This is a genomic window from Streptomyces sp. Go-475 (assembly GCF_003330845.1).
Classification (GTDB): Bacteria; Actinomycetota; Actinomycetes; order Streptomycetales; family Streptomycetaceae; genus Streptomyces.
Genome location: NZ_CP026121.1, coordinates 2,104,925 through 2,126,522, shown reverse-complemented (window position 1 = coordinate 2,126,522; position 21,598 = coordinate 2,104,925). Strand labels below are relative to the sequence as shown.

18 protein-coding genes are annotated in these 21,598 nt (G+C 71.5%); 8 read left to right on the top strand and 10 right to left on the bottom strand.

Annotation, left to right across the window (positions count from 1 at the left end; translation table 11 throughout):
* Window positions 1-90: 90 nt before the first annotated feature.
* Both C1703_RS09755 and C1703_RS09750 read left to right on the top strand, forming a co-directional pair.
* Complete coding sequence (locus C1703_RS09755; protein WP_114251534.1) at window positions 91-1,677, top strand: Na+/H+ antiporter; 1,587 nt, start codon at window positions 91-93, stop codon at window positions 1,675-1,677.
* Between the two features lie 46 nt (window positions 1,678-1,723).
* The gene (locus C1703_RS09750; protein WP_114251533.1) at window positions 1,724-2,464 is read left to right on the top strand and encodes an SDR family oxidoreductase; all 741 of its coding nucleotides are present in this window, start codon (window positions 1,724-1,726) and stop codon (window positions 2,462-2,464) included.
* Window positions 2,465-2,518: 54 nt separating this feature from the next.
* Here the strand turns inward: C1703_RS09750 and C1703_RS09745 are convergent, their stop codons facing one another.
* Window positions 2,519-3,649, bottom strand: a complete 1,131-nt coding sequence (locus C1703_RS09745) for a mechanosensitive ion channel domain-containing protein (protein WP_114251532.1) — start codon at window positions 3,647-3,649, stop codon at window positions 2,519-2,521.
* A gap of 107 nt (window positions 3,650-3,756) precedes the next feature.
* Here C1703_RS09745 and C1703_RS09740 point away from each other — a divergent pair, with 107 nt between their 5' ends.
* Window positions 3,757-4,326, top strand: a complete 570-nt coding sequence (locus tag C1703_RS09740) for a dienelactone hydrolase family protein (RefSeq protein ID WP_114251531.1) — start codon at window positions 3,757-3,759, stop codon at window positions 4,324-4,326.
* Window positions 4,327-4,332: 6 nt separating this feature from the next.
* On the opposite strand, the gene C1703_RS09735 is transcribed toward C1703_RS09740, so the two are convergent.
* The 4 genes from C1703_RS09735 to C1703_RS09720 all read right to left on the bottom strand — a co-directional run bounded on the left by C1703_RS09735 (window position 4,333) and on the right by C1703_RS09720 (window position 9,122).
* Window positions 4,333-6,003, bottom strand: a complete 1,671-nt coding sequence (locus tag C1703_RS09735; RefSeq protein ID WP_114251530.1) for an alkaline phosphatase D family protein — start codon at window positions 6,001-6,003, stop codon at window positions 4,333-4,335.
* A gap of 92 nt (window positions 6,004-6,095) precedes the next feature.
* Window positions 6,096-6,914 (bottom strand): thioredoxin domain-containing protein, encoded by an 819-nt coding sequence (locus C1703_RS09730; protein WP_114251529.1) that lies wholly within the window; start codon window positions 6,912-6,914, stop codon window positions 6,096-6,098.
* Window positions 6,915-7,028: 114 nt separating this feature from the next.
* The gene (locus C1703_RS09725) at window positions 7,029-7,724 is read right to left on the bottom strand and encodes a hypothetical protein (RefSeq protein WP_114251528.1); all 696 of its coding nucleotides are present in this window, start codon (window positions 7,722-7,724) and stop codon (window positions 7,029-7,031) included.
* A gap of 69 nt (window positions 7,725-7,793) precedes the next feature.
* Window positions 7,794-9,122 (bottom strand): DUF2252 domain-containing protein, encoded by a 1,329-nt coding sequence (locus C1703_RS09720; protein WP_114251527.1) that lies wholly within the window; start codon window positions 9,120-9,122, stop codon window positions 7,794-7,796.
* Window positions 9,123-9,340: 218 nt separating this feature from the next.
* On the opposite strand from C1703_RS09720, the gene dnaE reads away from it, so the two are divergent.
* On the top strand, window positions 9,341-12,880 hold the full coding sequence (gene dnaE, locus C1703_RS09715) for a DNA polymerase III subunit alpha (protein WP_114251526.1): 3,540 nt from the start codon (window positions 9,341-9,343) through the stop codon (window positions 12,878-12,880).
* 88 nt (window positions 12,881-12,968) lie between these two features.
* Here dnaE and C1703_RS09710 read toward each other — a convergent pair whose 3' ends face one another.
* Entirely contained in the window at window positions 12,969-13,133 is a 165-nt protein-coding gene (locus C1703_RS09710) for a hypothetical protein (RefSeq protein ID WP_232840439.1), read from the bottom strand.
* Between the two features lie 222 nt (window positions 13,134-13,355).
* Between C1703_RS09710 and C1703_RS09705 the strand changes: the two genes are divergently transcribed.
* The 4 genes from C1703_RS09705 (at window position 13,356) to C1703_RS09690 (ending at window position 17,348) form a co-directional block, all read left to right on the top strand.
* Entirely contained in the window at window positions 13,356-14,567 is a 1,212-nt protein-coding gene (locus C1703_RS09705; RefSeq protein WP_114251524.1) for an NYN domain-containing protein, read from the top strand.
* A 123-nt stretch (window positions 14,568-14,690) separates the two neighbouring features.
* Window positions 14,691-15,665 (top strand): ABC transporter ATP-binding protein, encoded by a 975-nt coding sequence (locus C1703_RS09700; protein WP_114251523.1) that lies wholly within the window; start codon window positions 14,691-14,693, stop codon window positions 15,663-15,665.
* Between the two features lie 100 nt (window positions 15,666-15,765).
* Window positions 15,766-16,587, top strand: coding sequence for an ABC transporter permease (locus tag C1703_RS09695; RefSeq protein ID WP_114257355.1), 822 nt, complete (start codon window positions 15,766-15,768; stop codon window positions 16,585-16,587).
* A 56-nt stretch (window positions 16,588-16,643) separates the two neighbouring features.
* Complete coding sequence (locus C1703_RS09690) at window positions 16,644-17,348, top strand: AAA family ATPase (RefSeq protein ID WP_114251522.1); 705 nt, start codon at window positions 16,644-16,646, stop codon at window positions 17,346-17,348.
* 70 nt (window positions 17,349-17,418) lie between these two features.
* On the opposite strand, the gene ybaK is transcribed toward C1703_RS09690, so the two are convergent.
* From ybaK to C1703_RS09670, 4 genes are all read right to left on the bottom strand, one after another.
* Window positions 17,419-17,919: a Cys-tRNA(Pro) deacylase gene (gene ybaK / locus C1703_RS09685; RefSeq protein WP_114251521.1), complete on the bottom strand. Its 501-nt coding sequence runs from the start codon at window positions 17,917-17,919 to the stop codon at window positions 17,419-17,421.
* A gap of 11 nt (window positions 17,920-17,930) precedes the next feature.
* The gene (locus tag C1703_RS09680; RefSeq protein WP_114251520.1) at window positions 17,931-18,671 is read right to left on the bottom strand and encodes an LON peptidase substrate-binding domain-containing protein; all 741 of its coding nucleotides are present in this window, start codon (window positions 18,669-18,671) and stop codon (window positions 17,931-17,933) included.
* 11 nt (window positions 18,672-18,682) lie between these two features.
* The gene (locus C1703_RS09675) at window positions 18,683-19,714 is read right to left on the bottom strand and encodes a hypothetical protein (protein WP_114251519.1); all 1,032 of its coding nucleotides are present in this window, start codon (window positions 19,712-19,714) and stop codon (window positions 18,683-18,685) included.
* Window positions 19,715-19,835: 121 nt separating this feature from the next.
* On the bottom strand, window positions 19,836-21,413 hold the full coding sequence (locus C1703_RS09670) for an oxidoreductase (protein WP_114251518.1): 1,578 nt from the start codon (window positions 21,411-21,413) through the stop codon (window positions 19,836-19,838).
* Window positions 21,414-21,598 lie beyond the last annotated feature (185 nt).

Below are 21,598 nucleotides of genomic sequence, written 5' to 3'. Positions count from 1 at the left end.
CGCGGTGGGTGCCGAAGCGGTTTGTCCTCGCAGTTGCGTGGCAGGCTTGAGGTCAGTCGTGTGAACGTCCGACCTCCCGGAGCGCTGACCGTGGATCAGTTGGCCCTGCTGTTCGTGCTGCTGCTCGGGGCCGTGATCAGCGTCCCGGTCGGGGACCGGCTCGGGATGCCCGCGCCGGTGCTGATGACGCTGCTGGGCATAGTCCTCGCCCTGCTCGACTTCGTGCCGAACGTCGACATCCCGCCGGACCTGATCCTGCCGCTGCTGCTGCCGCCCCTGCTGTACGCCGCCGTACGGCGCACCTCGTGGCGGCAGTTCGCGGCGAACAAGAGACCGATCTTCCTGCTGGCCGTGGCCCTGGTGTTCGTCACCATGGCCTGCGTGGCCGCCGCGGCCAACGCGATCGTGCCCGGGCTGCCGCTCGCCGCGGCGTTCGCCCTCGGCGCGCTGGTCGCGCCGCCCGACCCGGTCGCGGCGACGGCCGTAGCCGGGCAGTTGGGGCTGCCGCGCCGGCTGGTGTCGATCCTGGAGGGCGAGGGGCTCTTCAACGACGTGACGGCCATCGTCCTCTACCACGTGGCGATCGCCGCCGCCGTCAGCGGGACGTTCTCGCCCTGGAAGGCCGGGCTCGACCTGGTGCTGTCGGCCGTGGTGGCGGTGGCCGTGGGCCTGGCGCTGGGCTGGGGCGCGAACAAGCTGATGGAGCTGCTCGGGGACGCGACCCTGCAGATCGGGCTGACCCTGCTGGTGCCGTACGCCTCCTACGTCATGGCCGAGGAGCTGCACGGCTCCGGGGTGCTCGCCGTGCTCACCACCGCGCTGTTCCTCGCGGAGTACGGCTCCGACGCCGACGACGTCATGACGCGGCTGGCCGGGCACACCTTCTGGAACATCGTCGACACCCTCGTCACCGGTGTGGCGTTCGGGCTGGTCGGGCTCGAACTGCACAACGCCATCCACACCGCGGCCGGCCGGTGGGGCCAGTTGCTCGGGTGGGCGGCGCTGGTGGTGTGCGTGGTCGTCCTCGTACGGCTGCTGTGGCTGTTGCCGGCGACGTGGCTGACCAAGCGGCTGCACGCGCGGCGGGACTACGACGAGGACATCCCGGTGAGCTGGCGCGAGACCGTGGTGATGTGGTGGTCCGGGATGCGCGGGGTGGCGTCGGTGGCGCTGGTGCTGGCCATTCCGCTGGAGACGGATTCGGGGGCGCCCTTCCCGAGCCGGGACGAGATCATCTTCATCGCGTTCGGCGTGATCATGGCGACGCTGGTGGTGCAGGGGCTGACATTGCCGTGGCTGGTGCGGCGGCTCGGGGTGAAGGCCGACACGGACCAGGAGAAGGAGTTCGCGAAGGCCCTGGCCATCCGGGCGGCGAAGGCGGCGAAGCGGAGGCTCCGGGAGATCGAGGAGGACGAGGAGCTGCCGGAGGACCTCTCCGAGCAGATGCTGCGGCGGGCCTTCGACATCGGGGTGCGGATCAGTCCCGAACTGGCGGAGGACGAGCGGCGGGAGGCGTACCGGGAGCGGGCGCGGCGCGTGAAGCGGGTGCGGCGGATCCAGCAGGAGATGCTGAGCGCGGCGCGGCACGAGGTGCTGGCGGCGCGGAGTGAGCCCGGGGCGGATCCCGAGGTGGTGGACCGGGTGCTGCGGCATCTCGACGTCCGTAGTCTGCGGTGAGCCGGCGTTTGACGGTGGGGGGTTGGGGCGTCGTAGGGTCGTCGGTATGGCACGTAATGTTGTAATCAGTGGTGGAGGTACCGGAATTGGGCTGGCGGCGGCCCGGGCATTCGCCGCGAGCGGGGATCGGGTGCTGCTGCTCGGGCGGCGGGCCGCGGTGCTGGAGAAGGCCGGGGTGCCCGGCGCTCTGACGTACGCGGCCGATCTCGCCGAGCCGGACGACGTGCGGGGCGTCGCCGCCTTCGTGGAACGGGAGTTCGGCTCCGTGGACGTGCTCGTGCACAGCGCCGGAGGCAACGGACTGCTGGAGCCGGACGCCCCGGGCGACGACCCGCTGGAGGCCGTCGCGCACACCTGGAACGTGAACTTCCGGCTCAACACCCTGACCGCCGTCCTGCTCACCGAGGCGCTGAAGCCGCGCCTCGCCGAGCCCGGTGGCCGGGTGCTGTTCCTGAGTTCGATCGCCGCCTACCGGGGATCCGGGAGCGGGGCCTACGCGGCGGCCAAGGCGGGGCTGCACCCGTACGCCCACGATCTGGCGCGGGAGCTGGGGCCGCGCGGCATCACCGCGAACGTCGTCGCGCCCGGCTACATCGAGGACACCGAGTTCTTCGGCGACTCGATGGCCGAGGAGCGGCGGGCGCGGCTCGTCGGGGAGACCTCGACCGGCCGGGCCGGGACCCCCGCCGACGTCGCCGAGACCCTGCACTGGCTCGCCTCCCCGGAGGCCGGGCACATCACCTCCCAGATCATCCAGGTCAACGGCGGCGCCGAGCGCGGTCACTGAGCGAAGCAGCAACAGGAGGGCTGCCCCTTCCAGGGGCAGCCCTCCTGTGTCCTTCTAGCGTTCCGGGCGGGCCGAGCCGTGGAAGCGGCGCTGCTGGTTCGGGACGCCGTCCGGGGACGGGCGGTGGCCGTTGCCGTTCCGGGACGGCGGCAGGATCGCGTCCGCCGTGTTGACCCGGGGCAGGGCGTACGGGTGCTCCTCGGACAGCCAGCGGAGCATCCGCTCGCGGACGGTGACCCGCGCGGTCCAGATGTCGTCCGCGTCCTTCGCCGTCACCAGGGCCCGCACCTGCATGGTGTTCGGGGTGGTGTCCGTGACGGACAGGTCGTAGGCGCGGCCGTCCCAGGCCGGGCACTCGCGCAGGATGTCGCGGAGCTTCTCGCGCATCGCCTCCACGGGCGCCGTGTGGTCGACGTGCCAGAAGACGGTGCCGGTCATCTGGGGCGTGCCGCGCGACCAGTTCTCGAACGGCTTGGACGTGAAGTACGACACCGGCATGGTGATCCGGCGCTCGTCCCAGGTGCGCACGGTCAGGAACGTCAGCGTGATCTCCTCGACCGTGCCCCACTCGCCGTCCACGACCACGGTGTCCCCGATGCGCACCATGTCGCCGAAGGCGATCTGGAACCCCGCGAACATGTTGCTCAGCGTGGACTGCGCGGCGACACCGGCGACGATGCCGAGGATGCCGGCCGAGGCCAGCAGCGAGGCACCCGCCGCGCGGAACGCCGGGAACGTCAGCAGCATGCTCGCCGCCGCCACCACACCGACGATCGCCGACACCACCCGCATGATCAGCGTCACCTGGGTGCGCACCCGGCGGACCCGGGCCGGGTCGCGGTGGGCCCGCGCATTGGCGTACCGGCTGTACGACGTCTCGACGATCGCCGCGGCGATACGGATCACCAGCCAGGCCGTCGACCCGATCAGCACCAGGGTCAGTGTCTGGCCGATGCCCTCGCGGCGGCTCTCCAGCAGCTGCGCCTCGTCGTAGGACCCTCTCAGCAGGGCCGCGAGGAGGACGAGCTGGTACGGGATGCGGCCACGGCGCAGCAGCCCCCACAGCGGGGTGTCGTGGTGCCGTTCGTCGGCCTTGCGCAGCAGGAAGTCGGTGGCCCAGCCGATCACCAGCGTGAGCACGACCGAGCCACCGACCACGATCAGCGGTCGTAGCAGGTTCTCCATGCCACCGAACCTAACCGGCTCACGGGGGGCATGAACATGTGACTTGCGCGGCGGCGTGGGTAGTGCCGCGAAGTGGCCTCGTCACACCCGGCTGGCACCATGGCCTCATGAACATCATGCTCTTTCACTCGGCCTTCGGTCTGCGGCCCGCGGTGCGCCAGGCCGCTGACCGGCTGCGCACGGCCGGACACGAGGTGTGGACGCCCGACCTCTTCGAGGGGCGCACGTTCGAGACGGTTGAGGAGGGCATGGAGCACAAGGAGAAGATCGGCAAGGACGAGCTGCTGAAGCGGGCCGTGCTCGCCGCCGCGCCCTACTCGGAGCGCGGGCTGGTGTACGCCGGCTTCTCGCTCGGCGCCTCCGTCGCCCAGACCCTCGCCCTCGGCGACGACAAGGCGCGCGGCCTGCTGCTCCTGCACGGCACGTCGGACATCGCGCCGGGCGTCACGGTGGACGAGCTGCCGGTCCAGCTGCACGTGGCCGAGCCGGACCCCTTCGAGACGGACGACTGGCTCAGCGCCTGGTACCTCCAGATGGGCCGCACGGGCGCCGACGTCGAGGTGTACCGGTACGCCGGGGCCGGCCACCTGTACACCGACCCCGACCTGCCGGACTACGACGAGGAGGCGGCCGAGGCCACCTGGCGGGTGGCGCTCGGCTTCCTCGAAACCCTGTAGCAGCGGCTACACCGGGTCGTAGGTGCGCTCGACCTTCTGCGTGCCGCTGCGGGTGCGGTACGAGCGGGACCAGGTGGCGGTCGCGTCGCGCTTCGTGCGGTCGGACAGGACGTAGTAGTCCATCTGCGCGCGCTCGGCGGTGATGTCCAGGACGCCGAAGCCGTGGCGGTCGGTGTCGACCCAGTGGACGTGCCGGTTGGCCGCGCGGATGACCGGCGCGGCGACCGCGGAGACCGTGCCCTGTGGGACCTTGACGATGTCGTCGAGGTTGTCGGAGGTGACCGAGGTGACGACGAACTCCGTGGCGGCCGACGGGGACAGCGGATACGTGCCGGCGTCCACCGGCACGTCGTTGGCCCAGGCCATGTGGATGTCGCCGGTGAGGAAGACCGTGTTGCGGATCGCGTTCGCGCGCAGGTGCGCCAGGATCTCGCGGCGGTCGTCGGTGTAGCCGTCCCACTGGTCGGGGTTGAGGGCGAGGCCCTCCTGCGGCAGGCCCAGCAGCTTGGCCAGCGGCTTCAGCAGGTCGGCGGAGAGCGAGCCGATCGCGAACGGCGAGATCATCACGGAGTTGCCGATCAGCCGCCAGGTGGTGTCGGACGCCTTCAGGCCCGCCTTGAGCCAGTCGAGCTGGGCCCGGCCGGTGAGCGTGCGGTCCGGGTCGTCGACCTCACCGTCGCCGACCTTGACCTGCTGCGAGCGGAACGAGCGCAGGTCCAGCAGCGACAGGTCGGCCAGCTTGCCGAAGCGCAGCCGGCGGTAGGTCGTGCCCGCGATCGCCGGGCGCACCGGCATCCACTCGAAGTAGGCCTGCTTGGCGGCGGCCCGGCGGGCGGACCAGGTGCCCTCCGCGCCCTCCGTGTGGTTCTCGGCGCCGCCCGACCAGGCGTCGTTGGCGAACTCGTGGTCGTCCAAGATCGCCACGACCGGGGCCGCCGCGTGCAGGGCCTGGAGGTCCGGGTCGGTCTTGTAACGGGCATGCCGGACGCGGTAGTCGGCGAGCGTGACGATCTCGTGGGCCGGGGCGTGCGGACGGACGACCGTGCCGCGGGTGCCGTACTCGCCGGTGCCGTACTCGTAGATGTAGTCGCCGAGGTGCAGCCAGGCGTCCAGGTCGCCGCGGGCCGCGAGATGACGGTACGCGGAGAAGTAGCCGGCCTCCCAGTTGGCGCAGGAGACCACGCCGAAGCGGAGGTTCGCGACGGCCGCGTCGGGCGCCGGGGCGGTGCGGGTGCGGGCGGCGGGGGAGTCGGTGCCGCCGGCGGAGAAGCGGAACCAGTAGTCGGTGGCCGGCTCCAGGCCGCGGATGTCGGCCTTCACGGTGTGGTCGGAGGCGGCGGTCGCGGTGGTGGAGCCCTTGGCGACGACGGTGGTGAACGCCTTGTCCCTGGCGACCACCCAGCTCACCTCGGTGTCCGGGCCGAGCCCGGAGCCGGGTATCGCCTCCGGGACGGGCGTCACACGGGTCCACAGCAGGATGCCGTCCGGCAACGGGTCGCCGGAGGCCACGCCGTGCAGGAAGGCGGGGGCCTGGTCGACGGCGCGCGCGGGCAGGGTCGCCGCCAGCGGCCCGGCCAGGACAGCGGTCGCCGCCGCGGCCTTGACGACCGTACGGCGGCGCGGGGCGAGGGAGTTGAGGCCCTCGGACGGCTTCGATGATCTGTATCGACTGGTCACGACCGATCAGGTTACTGATCGGTATGCACCAGAGCGGGCGAACTCCGGAAGTTCGCCCGCTCTTCACATGCCGGCCGGTCCCCGGCCTGCCGTCACTTCTTGAGGGCCTCGCCCACGACCCGGTTGAAGTCGGCCACCGTCATCAGCGGCGTGCCCTGGCTGTCGGCGGTGAGCTGCTTGCCGTCCATGACGAAGGAAGGGGTGCCCTGCACGCCGTCCTTGTTGTCGTCGAAGGTCTTCGACATGGCCATCGCCCAGGCGTCGTAGGTGCCCTTCTCGACCGCGTCCTGGAACTTCTTGTTGTCCTTCAGCTCCGGGACGGTGTTCGCGACCTTGATGAGGTAGCTGTCGTCCTTGAACTTGTCGGTCGACTCGTCCGGGTGCCACTTCGCGGAGTACAGCGCGGCCTTGTAGTCGAGGAACGCCTTGTCGCTCACGTCGAGCGCGGCGCCCAGGGCGCTCAGCGCGTTCTTCGAGCCCTCGCCGTTGTCCTTGTTGTCGATGAACGTGGCGCCGATGAACTGCATCTTGTACTTGCCGTCGTCGACGTCCTTCTTCAGGGTCGGGCCGACGGTCTGCTCGAACTGGGCGCACACGGGGCAGCGCGGGTCCTCGTAGACCTTGAGGGTCTTCTTCGCCGAGGCCTTGCCGATGACGACCGTGGTGCCGTCGGTGCCCGTGGTGTGGGCGGGGGCGACGACCTTGTCGTCCTTCGCCGCCTCCCAGTGGGTCGGCTTGTTGGTCTGGACGACCGCGTAGCCGATGCCGCCGGCTATCGCCAGGACGCCGACGATGGAGCCGGCGACGATGATCTGCCGCTTGGCCTTGGCCCGCTTGGCCTCGCGCTCGCGCTCGACGCGCAGCCGCTCACGGGCCGCCGTCTTCGCCGCCTGGCTGTTCCTCTTGCTCATGGTGATGTTCTCCGTCGGGGACGCGCACACTCGTGTGCGGGATACGTAAGGGGGACTGCGGGTGCTCGAAAACGCCCTGCGCGAAGGCGTGTGCCTCACGAGGAGGCGTGTGCCTCACGCGAAGGCGGGCGAGCACGGCGGTCCGCGCCGTCCCAGGGAGTACGCGAGGACCAGCTCGCGGGCGGTGGGCGTGCGGTCGGCGGCACGCGACGGCAGCCGGCGCCCTGCCGGTCGCCTGCGCGCCGTCACCGCGGCGACCGCCAGCAGCAGCGGCCGGAACGACGTCGCCGCAACGGCCCGCAGCAGCTCGGCCAGGGCCCGCTCGCCCCGGCGCAGCCACACGGCGGCCAGGAGACCGACGCCGAGGTGCGCGGCGAGCAGCAGCCAGGCGGTGGCCGGGTCCGCGTGGGCGACCGCGGCCGCGAGGCGCTCGGTGCCCGTGGCCCCGGCCATGCGCGCCAGCGGGGTGCCGACCTCGCCGCCGCCGCACAGCACGTCCAGGCCGACCGAGCGCAGGGGGCCCGCGACCGGGCCGCCCGCGCGGCCGTAGCAGGCGTGCTGGCCCGTGGTGAACACCGTGTCGGCGGCCAGTTCCAGCGGGATCAGCAGGGCCGCGATCCTCCCGAAGGAGCGCTCGCGGCCCGCCAGGGCGTACGCGATCAGGAACACGGCGGCGGCGACCCCGGCCACCGTGCCCAGCGGGAGCGGGACCCGGGACAGCAGCACGTGCGACGCGGTGCTGAGCGTCACGACCACGGCCGTGAACAGCGCCGCGCGCACGGCTCTGAGCTGGATCCCGGATATGTCCATAGCGAGAAGAGAGTCTGTCACGGGGGCCGGTAAGGGACCCCTAAAGGATGCCTGTGAAGGGTCTTTCCGTCACAGACCCGGAATCCGGCCGTTGCGGAACAGGTCCACGAAGATCTGGTGGTCGGCACGCGCGCGTGCGCCGTAGCTGTGCGCGAAGTCGACCAGCAGCGGCGCGAAGCCGTCCTCGTCGGCCGCGATCGCCGCGTCGATGGCCCGCTCCGTGGAGAACGGCACCAGGGACTCGCCGGACTGGTCGTCCGCCGCCGAGTGCATCGTGGCCGTCGCCCGGCCGAGGTCGGCCACCACCTGGGCGATCTCCTCCGGGTCGTCGATGTCGCCCCAGTCGAGGTCCACCGCGTACGGCGAGATCTCGGCGACCAGCTGGCCCGCGCCGTCCAGCTCCGTCCAGCCCAGCCACGGGTCGGCGTGCGCCTGGAGCGCGCGCTGGGAGATGACCGTGCGGTGCCCCTCGTGCTGGAAGTAGTCGCGGATCGCCTGGTCCGTGATGTGCCGGGAGACCGCCGGGGTCTGGGCCTGCTTGATGTAGATCACGACATCGTTCTCCAGGGCGTCGCTGTGGCCCTCCAGGAGGATGTTGTACGACGGCAGCCCCGCCGAGCCGATGCCGATGCCGCGCCGGCCGACGACGTCCTTCACGCGGTAGGAGTCCGGGCGGGCCAGGGAGCTGTCCGGGAGCGTCTCCAGATAGCCGTCGAAGGCGGCGAGGACCTTGTAGCGCGTGGCCGCGTCCAGCTCGACCGAGCCGCCGCCCGGCGCGAAGCGGCGCTCGAAGTCGCGGATCTCCGTCATCGACTCCAGCAGGCCGAAGCGGGTCAGCGAGCGGGCGTCACGCAGCGCGTCCAGCAGCGGACCCTGCGCGGTGTCCAGCGTGAACGGCGGGACCTCGTCGCTCTTCGCGCCCGTGGCCAGGGCGTGGATCCGCTCCCGGTAGGCACCCGCGTAGACCCGCACCAGCTCGGTGATCTGCTCGTCGCTGAGCGCCTTGGCGTAGCCGATCAGCGCGATGGACGCGGCGAAGCGCTGCAGGTCCCAGGTGAAGGGGCCGACGTAGGCCTCGTCGAAGTCGTTGACGTTGAAGATCAGGCGGCCGTTCGCGTCCATGTACGTGCCGAAGTTCTCCGCGTGGAGGTCGCCGTGGATCCACACGCGCGAGGTGCGCTCGTCCAGGTACGGGCCGCCGAGTATCCCCTCCTGGTCGAGATCGCGGTAGAAGAGGCAGGCCGTACCCCGGTAGAAGGCGAAGGCCGAGGCCGCCATCTTCCGGAACTTCACGCGGAACGCGGCCGGGTCGGCGGCCAGCAGCTCGCCGAAGGCGGTGTCGAAGACGGCGAGGATCTCGTCGCCGCGCTGCTCGTCGTTGAGCTGGGGGAACGACATCGCTGGGTGCCTCCTGGTGCAGGACGTTTCGGGGACGGCTGGTCCGTCCCCTGCGTAACGTGCGGCGGCCCGCGGGAGTGCCCGCGACCCTCGCCCGAAGGTACGCGGGTCAGCCCTCCGCGTGTCACTGTCGAGGCATAGACTTCGTCGCTGTCCCCCAGACTGTCCGCAGCCTGTCGGGCCCCATCAGACCCACGTTCTCCCTGGAGGCCGCAGCCGTGTCGAAGCCGCCGTTCACGCACCTGCACGTCCACACCCAGTACTCGCTGCTGGACGGTGCCGCGCGGCTGAAGGACATGTTCAACGCGTGCAACGAGATGGGCATGACCCACATCGCCATGTCCGACCACGGCAACCTCCACGGGGCGTACGACTTCTTCCACTCCGCGCAGAAGGCCGGGATCACGCCGATCATCGGGATCGAGGCGTATGTCGCGCCCGAGTCCCGCCGCAACAAGCGCAAGATCCAGTGGGGCCAGCCGCACCAGAAGCGGGACGACGTCTCCGGTTCCGGTGGTTACACCCACAAGACGATGTGGGCGGTGAACAAGACCGGCCTGCACAACCTCTTCCGGCTGTCCTCCGACGCGTACGCCGAGGGCTGGCTGCAGAAGTGGCCCCGGATGGACAAGGAGACCATCGCCCAGTGGTCCGAGGGGATCGTCGCCTCCACCGGCTGCCCCTCCGGCGAGGTGCAGACCCGGCTGCGCCTCGGCCACTTCGACGAGGCCCTGAAGGCCGCCGCGGACTACCAGGACATCTTCGGCAAGGACCGCTACTTCCTGGAGCTGATGGACCACGGCATCGAGATCGAGCACCGGGTCCGCGACGGCCTCCTGGAGATCGCCAAGAAGCTCGGCATCCCCCCGCTGGTCACCAACGACTCGCACTACACGTACGCCCACGAGGCGGGCGCCCACGACGCGCTGCTGTGCATCCAGACCGGCAAGAACCTCTCCGACCCGGACCGCTTCAAGTTCGACGGCACCGGCTACTACCTGAAGTCCACGGACGAGATGTACGCCATCGACTCCTCGGACGCCTGGCAGGAGGGCTGCGCCAACACCCGGCTGATCGCCGAGATGGTCGACACCACGGGCATGTTCGAGAAGCGCGACCTCATGCCCAAGTTCGACATCCCCGAGGGGTACACGGAGGTCAGCTGGTTCCGCGAGGAAGTCATCCGCGGCATGCACCGCCGCTTCCCGGACGGCATCCCCGACGACCGCATGAAGCAGGTCGAGTACGAGATGGACACCATCATCTCGATGGGCTTCCCGGGCTACTTCCTCGTGGTCGCCGACTTCATCATGTGGGCCAAGAAGCAGGGCATCGCGGTCGGCCCCGGCCGAGGCTCCGCGGCCGGCTCGATCGTCGCCTACGCCCTCGGCATCACCGACCTCGACCCCATCCCGCACGGCCTGATCTTCGAGCGGTTCCTCAACCCCGAGCGCATCTCCATGCCCGATGTCGACATCGACTTCGACGAGCGCCGGCGCGTCGAGGTGATCCGCTACGTGACGGAGAAGTACGGCGCGGACAAGGTCGCCATGATCGGCACGTACGGCACCATCAAGGCCAAGAACGCGATCAAGGACTCCGCGCGCGTGCTGGGCTACCCGTACGCGATGGGCGACCGCATCACCAAGGCCATGCCCGCCGACGTCCTCGGCAAGGGCATCAACCTGGACGGCATCACCGACCCGAACCACCCCCGCTACTCGGAGGCGGGCGAGGTCCGGGCGATGTACGAGAACGAGCCGGACGTGAAGAAGGTCATCGACACCGCCAAGGGCGTCGAGGGCCTGGTGCGGCAGATGGGCGTGCACGCCGCCGGCGTGATCATGTCCAGCGAGACCATCACCGACCACGTGCCCGTCTGGGTGCGGCACACCGACGGCGTGACCATCACGCAGTGGGACTACCCGAGCTGTGAGTCGCTCGGCCTGCTGAAGATGGACTTCCTGGGCCTGCGCAACCTCACGATCATGGACGACGCCGTCAAGATGGTGAAGTCCAACAAGGGCATCGACATCGACCTGCTGTCGCTGCCGCTGGACGACCCCACGACCTTCGAACTGCTCCAGCGCGGCGACACCCTCGGCGTGTTCCAGTTCGACGGCGGGCCCATGCGCTCCCTGCTCCGGCTGATGAAGCCGGACAACTTCGAAGACATCTCCGCCGTGTCGGCCCTGTACCGCCCGGGCCCCATGGGCATGAACTCCCACACGAACTACGCGCTGCGCAAGAACGGCCAGCAGGAGATCACGCCCATCCACCCCGAGCTGGAGGAGCCGCTCAAGGAGGTCCTGGACGTCACCTACGGCCTGATCGTCTATCAGGAGCAGGTGCAGAAGGCCGCCCAGATCATCGCCGGCTACTCGCTCGGCGAGGCCGACATCCTCCGCCGCGTGATGGGCAAGAAGAAGCCCGAGGAGCTGGCGAAGAACTTCGTCCTCTTCCAGGAGGGAGCCCGCAAGAAGGGCTACAGCGACGAGGCCATCCAGGCGCTCTGGGACGTGCTGGTCCCCTTCGCCGGCTACGCGTTCAACAAGGCGCACTCCGCCGCGTACGGACTCGTCTCGTACTGGACGGCGTACCTCAAGGCGAACCACCCCGCCGAGTACATGGCCGCGCTCCTGACGTCCGTGAAGGACGACAAGGACAAGTCGGCCGTCTACCTCAACGAGTGCCGCCGCATGGGCATCAAGGTGCTCCCGCCGGACGTCAACGAGTCGATGTCCAACTTCGCGGCCCAGGGCGACGACGTGATCCTCTTCGGCCTCTCCGCCGTCCGCAACGTCGGTACGAACGTCGTCGAGTCGATCATCAGGTGCCGCAAGGCCAAGGGGAAGTACACCTCCTTCCCGGACTACCTCGACAAGGTCGAGGCGGTCGTCTGCAACAAGCGCACCACCGAATCGCTGATCAAGGCCGGCGCCTTCGACGCCATGGGCCACACCCGCAAGGGCCTCACCGCGCAGTACGAGCCGATGATCGACAACGTGGTCGCGGTCAAGCGCAAGGAGGCCGAGGGGCAGTTCGACCTCTTCGGCGGCATGGGCGAGGAGGAGAGCAGCGAGCCCGGCTTCGGCCTGGACGTGCAGTTCACCGACGAGGAGTGGGACAAGACGTATCTGCTCGCCCAGGAGCGGGAGATGCTCGGTCTGTACGTCTCCGACCATCCGCTGTTCGGCCTGGAGCACATCCTGTCCGACAAGGCCGACGCGGGCATCTCCCAGCTGACCGGGGGTGACTACTCCGACGGATCCGTGGTGACCATCGGCGGCATCATCTCCGGCCTGCAGCGCAAGATGACCAAGCAGGGCAACGCCTGGGCCATCGCCACCGTCGAGGACCTCGCCGGCTCGATCGAGTGCATGTTCTTCCCGGCGACCTACCAGCTCGTCTCGACCCAACTCGTCGAGGACGCCGTGGTGTTCGTCAAGGGCCGCCTCGACAAGCGCGAGGACGTGCCGCGGCTCGTCGCGATGGAACTGATGGTGCCGGACCTGTCGAACGCGGGCACCAACGCGCCCGTGGTCCTCACCATTCCGGCCACCCGGGTCACCCCGCCGCTCGTGAGCCGGCTCGGCGAGGTCCTCAGCCACCACAAGGGCGACAGCGAGGTCCGGATCAAGCTCCAGGGACCGACCAAGACGACCGTGCTCCGCCTGGACCGGCACCGGGTGAAGCCCGACCCGGCGCTCTTCGGCGACCTGAAGGTGCTGCTCGGGCCGTCCTGCCTGGCGGGCTGACCGGCTCTTGACGCGCGTGAGGGGCGTACCCGGTACCTGGTACGCCCCTCACGTATGCGCGTGGGTCACAAACCCTTCCCGCGGAACGTCAGTTGTGGCCGAAGCTGCGCTTCCGCTTGCGGGACGCCACGTCACCGGGGGTCAGTTCGACCTCGGTCTGGGGCTCCGCCTCTGCCGCGGGGCTGCGGTCCGCCCGCTGACCGCGCTCGGTCGGACGCTGCTGCTTACGGTCACGGTTCTTGTTCTTGGCCATGGTGATGCCTCCTGTGGGGGATCTAGGGGCCAGGGCCGGGACCAGATTCACACAGGCCGACAACGATCGCATGTCGGACAATTACCCTGCGTGACAGGGGGAGTCGGAGCGGGGTGGCGCGAAACGCCACGCCGAAGATCGAGTTCCGGCCGTTAACCTCCGCGCCGTCGGGCAGACTCGAAGCAAGCCCGAAGCAAACCTCCTGGGAAGAGGGTGAGTCGCGTGGACCGCTGCATCGTCCTGGTGGACGCCGGGTATCTGCTGGGAGCCGCGGCGAGCCTCCTCGCCGGGGAGCCCTCGCGGTCCCGCATCACCGTCGACCACACGGCCCTGATCCAGGGGCTGCGTGAGCGCGCCGAGTCCGACACGCAGCAGCCCTTGCTGCGCATCTACTGGTTCGACGGCGCCCCCGACCGCGTCCCGCAGCCCGAGCACCGCCGGTTGCGCGTGATGCCCCGGGTCACCGTCCGGCTGGGCGCGCTGACCCGCAGCGACGGCCGCTGGGCGCAGAAGGGCGTGGACGCCGCCATGCACGCCGAGCTCACCGAGCTGGCCCGCAACCGCGCCTGCTCCGACGTCGTCCTCGTCACCGGCGACGGCGACCTGCTGCCGGGCATGATGGCCGCCAAGGAGCACGGCGTCGCCGTCCACCTGTGGGCCGTGCAGGCCGCCGACGGCGACTACAACCAGTCCGAGGACCTGGTCGCCGAGGCCGACGAGCGGCGCGTCCTCGACCGCACGTGGATCACCAAGGCCGTCCGCGCCAAGGAGTACACCGGGGCGTGCGCCCCGCAGCCCGCGCCCCGGCCCGAGATCGCCGCGATCCTCTCCGCGCCGCTGCCCGACTCCGCCCTCTCCGCCCCGCCCGAGCGGCCCGCCCCGCAACCCCAGCACCCGGCGACCGGCCCCGGTCAGAACGGCAGCGAGGAACGGCTGCCCGCCGCCAAAGGGGTCCCCACGCCCAAGGACCTCGCCGCCCTGCGCGCCCCCGGCACCCAGCCCGCCCAGCCCCCCGCCTCCGCCACCCTCCGCTGGTCCTCCGACAAAGGCTGGGTCGACCGGCCCCCGGTCGAGCCCCCCGAGGCCGCCTCGATGCCTACGCTCGCCCAGCTGACCACCGCCGAGCAGCGCTGGGCCGACCGCGAGGAGGACATCACCACCGTCGGCGGCGACCCCTACGAGGTGGGGCAGGTCTTCGCCCGGCGCTGGGTGGAACGCCTCGGCGACCAGAGCCACCTGCAGAAACTGTCCGGGATGTACCCGCGCATCCCGCACCGCGTCGACGGCGAGCTGCTGCGCTACGCCGCCCGCTTCGGCCTCCTCGCCCACAAGGACGACCAGATCGACGAACGCGACCGCTACGCCATCCGGGCCGGTTTCTGGAAGGAGATCGGCGTGCGCACGGGCGTGGAGCACGCCCCGGTCGGCGACTGAGGACTTTGCCGACGGATTTCCCGTTGTCGACCGACCCGAGAGCGGACCGGGGTCGCCGACCCCGTAGTCTCGTCCCTTGTGAGTACGCGCGCGGCACAGGCATTTCGGCACGATGGCGACATCGTGTGCGCGGTGCGCGGGCTGACCAAGACCTACCCGGCGGTCCGGGGCCGCCGCGGCGCGCCCGGCACGCCCGAGGTCCGGGCCACGGACGACGTACGGCTGGACATCCGCCGCGGCGAGATCTTCGGCCTGCTCGGCCCGAACGGCGCCGGCAAGTCCACCCTCGTCCGGCAGCTCACCGGGCTGATGCGGCCCGACACCGGCAGCGTGGAGATCCTCGGGCACGACATCGTGCGCCACCCGGAGCGGGCCGCGCGGATCCTCGCCTACCTCGGGCAGGAGTCGACCGCCCTCGACGAACTGACCGTGTCGCTCGCCGCCGAGACCACCGGGCGGCTGCGCGGCCTGGACGTCCGGCGGGCGCGGGCCGAGCGGGACGACGTCCTCGCCGAGCTGGGCCTCACCCCGCTGGCCGGACGCCCGCTGAAGAAGCTCTCCGGGGGCCAGCGGCGGCTGGCGTGCTTCGCCGCCGCGCTGGTGGGGGAGCGGCCGCTGCTCGTGCTCGACGAGCCCACCACCGGCATGGACCCGGTGGCGCGGCGGGCCGTGTGGTCCGCGGTGGACCGGCGGCGGGCCGAGCGCGGGACGACCGTGCTGCTCGTCACCCACAACGTCATCGAGGCCGAGACGGTGCTGGACCGGGTGGCCGTCCTGGACCGGGGTCGGGTGATCGCCTGCGACACCCCGGCCGGGCTGAAGGAACAGGTCGCCGGTGAGGTGCGCGTCGACCTGGTGTGGCGGGACGCGGCGCCGCTGCACGTGCCGGAGGTGGCCGCGCTGCGGGACCGTGCCGTGGAGTCGGGCCGCCGCTGGACGCTCCGGCTCGGACCGGAGGAGGCGCGGGCGGTCGTCGCCACTGTCACCGGAGGGGCCGCCTTCGCCGCCCTGGACGACTTCACGCTGGCCACGCCGAGCCTGGAGGACGTGTACCTGGCCCTGGGCGGTGCCGCGCAGCAGGGGCTGGTGAAGGCGTGAGGAACGTGCGGAACACCGAGGCCTTGAGTACGTGGGCCGCCGCGTACGTACCGAACAGGGCGACTGCCGCAGTGGACCCGACGAAGGGGAGCAGCGCGACGTGAGTGTCGTACCCGCCGATGTCCTGCCGGGCGGTGCCCTGGCCGTGGAGGAGCCCGCCGCGTGCGCGGCCGAGCTCGGACCTCGGGCGCGGCTGTGGCCGTCGCTGGCGGCCGTGTACCGGGCGCAGCTGTCCCGGGCGCGGGTCGCGCGGATCCCGCTGCTGTTCGTGGCGACCTTCCAGTCGGTCGGGATCATGATCCTGATGCGCGGGGTCGTGGACGACGGGGCCGAGGCGCAGGCGGTCGTCGCCGGCTCGTCGGTCCTGGTGGTGGCGTTCGTCGCGCTGAACCTGCTCGCGCAGTACTTCGGGCAGCTGCGGGCCAGCGGCGGGCTCGACCACTACGCGACCCTGCCGGTGCCGCCCGCGGCGGTGGTGCTCGGCGCGGCGGGCGCGTACGCCTCGTTCACCGTGCCCGGAACGGTCGTGACGGCCGTGTTCGGCTGTGTGCTGTTCGGGCTGCCGCTGGCGCACCTGTGGATCCTGGTGGCCGTGATCCCGCTGGCGGGCGCCGCGCTCGCCGGGCTGGGGGCGGCGCTCGGGCTGCTCGCGCCCCGGCCGGAGCTGGCCACGCTGCTCGGGCAGCTGGGCATGTCCGCTGCGCTGCTGCTGGGCGTGCTGCCGGCGGACCGGATGCCGGAGGTGGTCCGCTTCACGCGGGACCTGCTGCCGTCGACCTACGGCGTGGAGGCGTTCGCGCGCACGTTCGGGCCGGATCCCGACTGGGCGTTCGTCCTCGGCGACCTCGCGGTGTGCGGGGCCGTGGGCGTGGTCTCCCTGGCCGTGGCGACCTGGGCGTACCGCCGGGCGGCCGTCCGGTGAGCGGGGAGGGATCGTCCGGTGACGCGGGGCACAGGCGGGCCTGGCACGATGGCAGGGTGACCGCACCACTGACTCCGCCACCGCCACCGCACGAACGTTCCGCACAGGGTTCGTGGCAGCCGCCGGCCGCGGCCCCCGGGGCTGAGGCCCCCGGGTCCCAGCAGGCCGAGTACGCCGAGTACGACGCGCACGGCTGGTACGGACAGGACGGCCCCGGCATGAAGACGGAAGTGCGGGAGGCCGGTGTGGTCGCCCTGGCCGTGGCGCTCGGTGGGGTGCTGCTGGGTGCGCTGTGGTGGTGGCTCGCGCCGCACGTTCCGCTGGTCGGTGACGTGGTGGACGGGAACTGGGTCGTCTACCTCAAGGACACCGAGGGGGAGCAGGCCGTGGGGGTGGACGGCACGTTCACCCTGCTCGGGCTGGCGTTCGGGGTCGTGAGCGCGCTCGTGGTCTTCCTGCTGCGGCGGCGTGGGGGTGTGCCGCTGGTGGTGGGGCTGGCCGTCGGGGGGCTGCTCGGGTCGTTGCTGGCGTGGCGGCTCGGGGTGTGGCTCGGTCCCGCGGAGGACGTGGTCGCCCATGCGCGGGAGGTGGGCAAGGGGGTGACGTTCTCGGCGCCGCTGAAGCTGGGCGCGAAGGGGGCGTTGCTGGCCTGGCCGCTTGCCGCGCTGGTGCTGCATCTGGGGCTCACGGCGTTGTTCGGGCCTCGGGATCCTGAGCCGGAGTTCGCTGACGGGCCGTATGGGGCGCCGCCTGCCGCGTAGGTGCCCGGCGTTGGTGCTGCGCCCACTCGTGCCGCCCTTGGCGGCACGACGGCCCGCGGCTGAGCAACAGCTATGGCCGGCCGATCGGGGCCAGTACCGCTTCCGTGAGCTTCGCCAGGTCCTCCGGCGCCAGTTCCACCTCCAGGCCCCTCCTCCCCGCCGACACGCAGATCGTTCGGTGGGACGCGGCCGACGCGTCCAGCACCGTCGGGAGCTTCTTGCGCTGGCCCAGGGGTGAGATGCCGCCCCGGACATAGCCCGTCGTGCGTTCCGCCAGGGCCGGGTCGGCCATGGTCGCGCGCTTGCCGCCCACCGCCGCCGCCAGGGCCTTCAGGTCCAGCTGGCCCGCCACCGGGACGACCGCGACCGTCAGCGTGCCGTCGACGTCCGCCACCAGGGTCTTGAAGACGCGGTCCGGGGAGACGCCCATCGCCTCGGCCGCCTCCTCGCCGTAGGAGGGGTGCGCGGGGTCGTGGTCGTAGGAGTGGACCGTGTACTCCGCTCCCGCCGCCGTGAGGGCCACCGTCGCCGGAGTGCCGCCGGACTGCTGCTTCTTCGTCTTCTTCGCCATCCCGGTCCGCTTCAGTTGAGACTCGTCGGGCTCCGCGTCAGGTCCGACGCGGGCAACGACGGCAGACTACGGATGATCGCCGTCTCGGAGCGAAGGACTTTCAGCTCGTCGCGCAGGCGGGACGCCGTGTCGGGCGCCTGGAGCAGGCGCTGCTTGGTCGGGGTGTCCAGCATCATCGCCGCCGCCACGAGGTACGACACCACACCCGGCTCGTCGGGCAGATCGGCGCCGGTCGTCAGGGACCGTTCCCGCGCGCCCGCCAGCCGCTTCTGGTACTGGCGGAACGACCGCAGCACCCCCTCCGCCAGCGGCGCCGCCTCGTCCCCGGGTTCCTCCGCCAGCGGCTCCAGCTCGGCCGTCAGGAAGGGGCCGGACGCCTCGACCGACAGCAGCTTCACCCGGGTCGTGCCCGTCGCCAGCACCTCGAAGGAGCCGTCGGTGCGCTCCCGGATCGTCGCCGCGTCCGCGATGCAGCCCACCTTGTGGAAGGCCTTGGCCGGGTCCGGGCCGAAGCCGGCCAGCGGCCCCCGCTCGGGCAGGGCCGTCGGGTCGGGCATGCCGGGCGCGCTCGGGGCCACCTCGTGGCCGTCGCGGATCGCCACGACGGCGAACCGGCGCGGCTCGTCCTCCGGCGTCTTCAGCAGTTCGCGCATCATGGCGCGATACCGCTCCTCGAAGACGTTGAGCGGGAGCACGAGCCCCGGGAACAGCACCGAGTTCAGGGGGAAGAGGGGGAGCCGGACGGTGGTCACGACGCAAAAGCCTAATGGTCGCCGGAGCGGACTCGTCCGCCCCGTTCACTCCGTGGATGCCCGGAGGGCTCGCCGGCGACCGCGGTGCGGACGTCGTCGCGCACCCGGAGGAAGTGGCCGAGCGGGTCGTCGGACACCTGGTCCCAGGGGAAGGAGGTGGCGTACGGGCCGTTCAGCCGCAGCTGCTCGGCGGCGTCCGGCCAGCGCTCCAGGCGCACCAGGACGAAGAGGAGCAGGTTCCGCATCCGGGCGGGCCAGGGGTCGGCCGCCGGCAGCCGGGGGGACAGCGCGATGGCCCGGTCGGCTGCCGCGTCCAGCCGTTCGCGCGGCACCTCGGGCCCGCAGCCGTCGGTGAGGTAGCCGAAGGCCGCCCGCACGCCGAGCGCCTGGACGAGCGCGTCGGCGGGCGCGTCCTGCGCGGCCCGGTCGGCGAAGTCGAAGCACTCGTGGTGCGAGCCGTGCCAGTAGGTGGCCAGATAGCGCAGGGCCGCCACATGGCAGCCGTAGTGGTGCGGGGCCCGGCGCACGGCCGCCGCCCACAGCTCCTCGAAGTACGTGTGCCCGGCCTGCGCGCCCCGGGCGTGGTCGAGCGCGAGCCGCCACGGCACCGGGTCCCGCTGGTCACCCCGGGCCGCCGCCGTGATCAGCGGGCTGACCTCGCGCAGCGCCTCGGCCCGGGCCGGTGACCGCCAGGCGCGGTCCACCGCCAGCTGCGCCCCGACCAGCAGCGCGTCCGGGTCCTTCGGGGAGGTGGCGAGCCAGGCGTCCAGCCACTCGGGGCGGGAGCGCGCGAAGGCGGCCAGCCGGGTCACGTAGCGGTCGCGCCGCTCCCACTCGCCCGCCGCGCGGGTGGCCAGGAGCAGCCCCGCGGCCGGTCCGTGGTCGCCCCGGGCGGCGGCGACCAGCGCCGGGCTCAGTCGCGCGTCGGGCGCGTCGAGCAGCACCTCGTCGTCGGCGCGCGGCTCGCCGGCGGGGTGGGAAGCGGTCCTTGTCATCCGGCTCGCTCGGATGAACGGCAGCTGCATCGCCATGGTGCCGACCATTGAAAGACCGCTGGTCACGGCGGCGCCAGAGGGTTCATGGAACCTGCGGAAAGTTGTACGTCCGATGGTCAAGAGAGCGTAAAGATGTGACAGTTCAACAACTACAGTCACACCAGCACCATTAGTTGCGCCGCAACAGCCGGGTCGCCCCCGCCGCGACCGTGGTCGCCAGGATCCAGCCCAGCAGGATCATCGCCGTCGCCAGCCACTGCCAGCCCCCGCGCAACTGCCAGAAACCCGTCTGGCCCAGGTCGATCACCGGCAGCAGCAGATCGAGGGTGAACAGCGTGGGATTCCACTCCGGATGCTCGCCCCGCTTCAGCGGTGGATGGCCGGCCTGCGCGAAGGCGAGCGAGCCCGCCGCCCACAGCACGGCCATCCACACCGCCGCCCGGCCCGGCCGGTACCCGTAGGCGACCGTCCAGTCCTGCGCGTAGCCCCACAGCTTGGCGGCGAGCGGCAGGCTCTCGCGGTGCCGGCGCTGCTTGGCGAGCAGCACCAACCGGGCGTCCTCGTCCTCCCCGCCCGCCCGCAGCACGGCCGCCAGCCGCTCGTACGGCTCCGGGTTGTACTCGGCGGTCGCCGCCGCCACCCAGTCCAGCCGCTCGGCGAGCGGGAACGGCCCGCGCGGCACCAGGTTCTCGTACGCGAAACCGCCCATGTGCAGCCGCCCCGGGCCGGGCCAGGCGTCCGCCCGGTCCATCAGGTTGATGACCTTCGCGCCCGACAGCACCACACGCCCGCGCGCCGGAGGCTCCCCGAGGAACCGCAGCTCCGGCGTCTGCACCCGGCGCAGCGACAGCTCCTGGTCGTCCGTGAGGGTGAACCGGGCCTGCTCGAAGTCGACGGCGTCGCCGAACCGCCCGTCGTCCAGCCGGATCCCGCCCTCGCACTCGAAGCGCTGGATCCGCGTCCCGCGCGCCGGGGTCATCCCGCTCATCGCCTGGGCGCCGACGCCCGCCGGGGTCAGATACAGGCTGCGCTCGACGGTCAGCTGCGGCGCGTTCAGCGCCAGTCGCTCGTACGGGTTGACCAGACGCGCCCCGCGCAGGCTCAGCGACACGCCGATGGTCGCGGCGCGCAGGCTCAGCTCGCCGTGCGACTCCAGCAGCTCCGCCTGTAAGTCCTGCCCCACGGTCATGCCGTCCCCGGCGATCGACCGGCCGCTGCGGTCCCGGTGCACGACCGCCTGGTTGAGCATCAGGTCCGTGCCGATCTGCGCGTCCGTGAGCCGGATGCCGCGGTGGAAGCGGCAGCGGGGCAGATGCAGATCGCCCTCGGTGTGCACCCGGGCCGCCTCCAGCCGCGGCACCGAGCAGTCCACCATCCGTACGGTCGTGAAGCGGGCCTCCGGCAGCAGCACGTCCTGCTCGAACCGGCACCGGCGCAGCTCGACGTACGGCACCACCTGGCCGCCCGCGAGGTCCAGCGAGCCGCTGACCCGCACACCGGCCAGCTTCAGCGAGGACACCCGGCCGGCCAGGGCGGGCGGGCCGTCGAGCAGCAGCCAGCACACGATCCGGGCCCGCACGGTCCGCTCCTCGCCCCACGGGTGACCGCCGTGCGGATCGTCCACCAGGGCGTCGCCGCTGCTCAGGTCATACACGGTGCCGTTGCGGAACGCCTGCCACATGCCGGCCTCGGCCGCGGTCAGGTCGTCGGGCAGCTCTCCGGCGCGCACGCCGGCCCCCTCGGTCACAGCTCTTCCTTCCTCCCCGGGTACTCGCCGGTTGGTTCCTTCGTACAATTGTTCATGCCCGGTGGGTGACGAGTCGAAAGCAGGGAGTGAAGGAGATCTTCCGGCCGCGCGCGACGCGCTGTATCAGCCATTGATACGCGCGGACGGCGCCTCACCCGGGTCTGAGAGAATTGAGCACGTGCTGC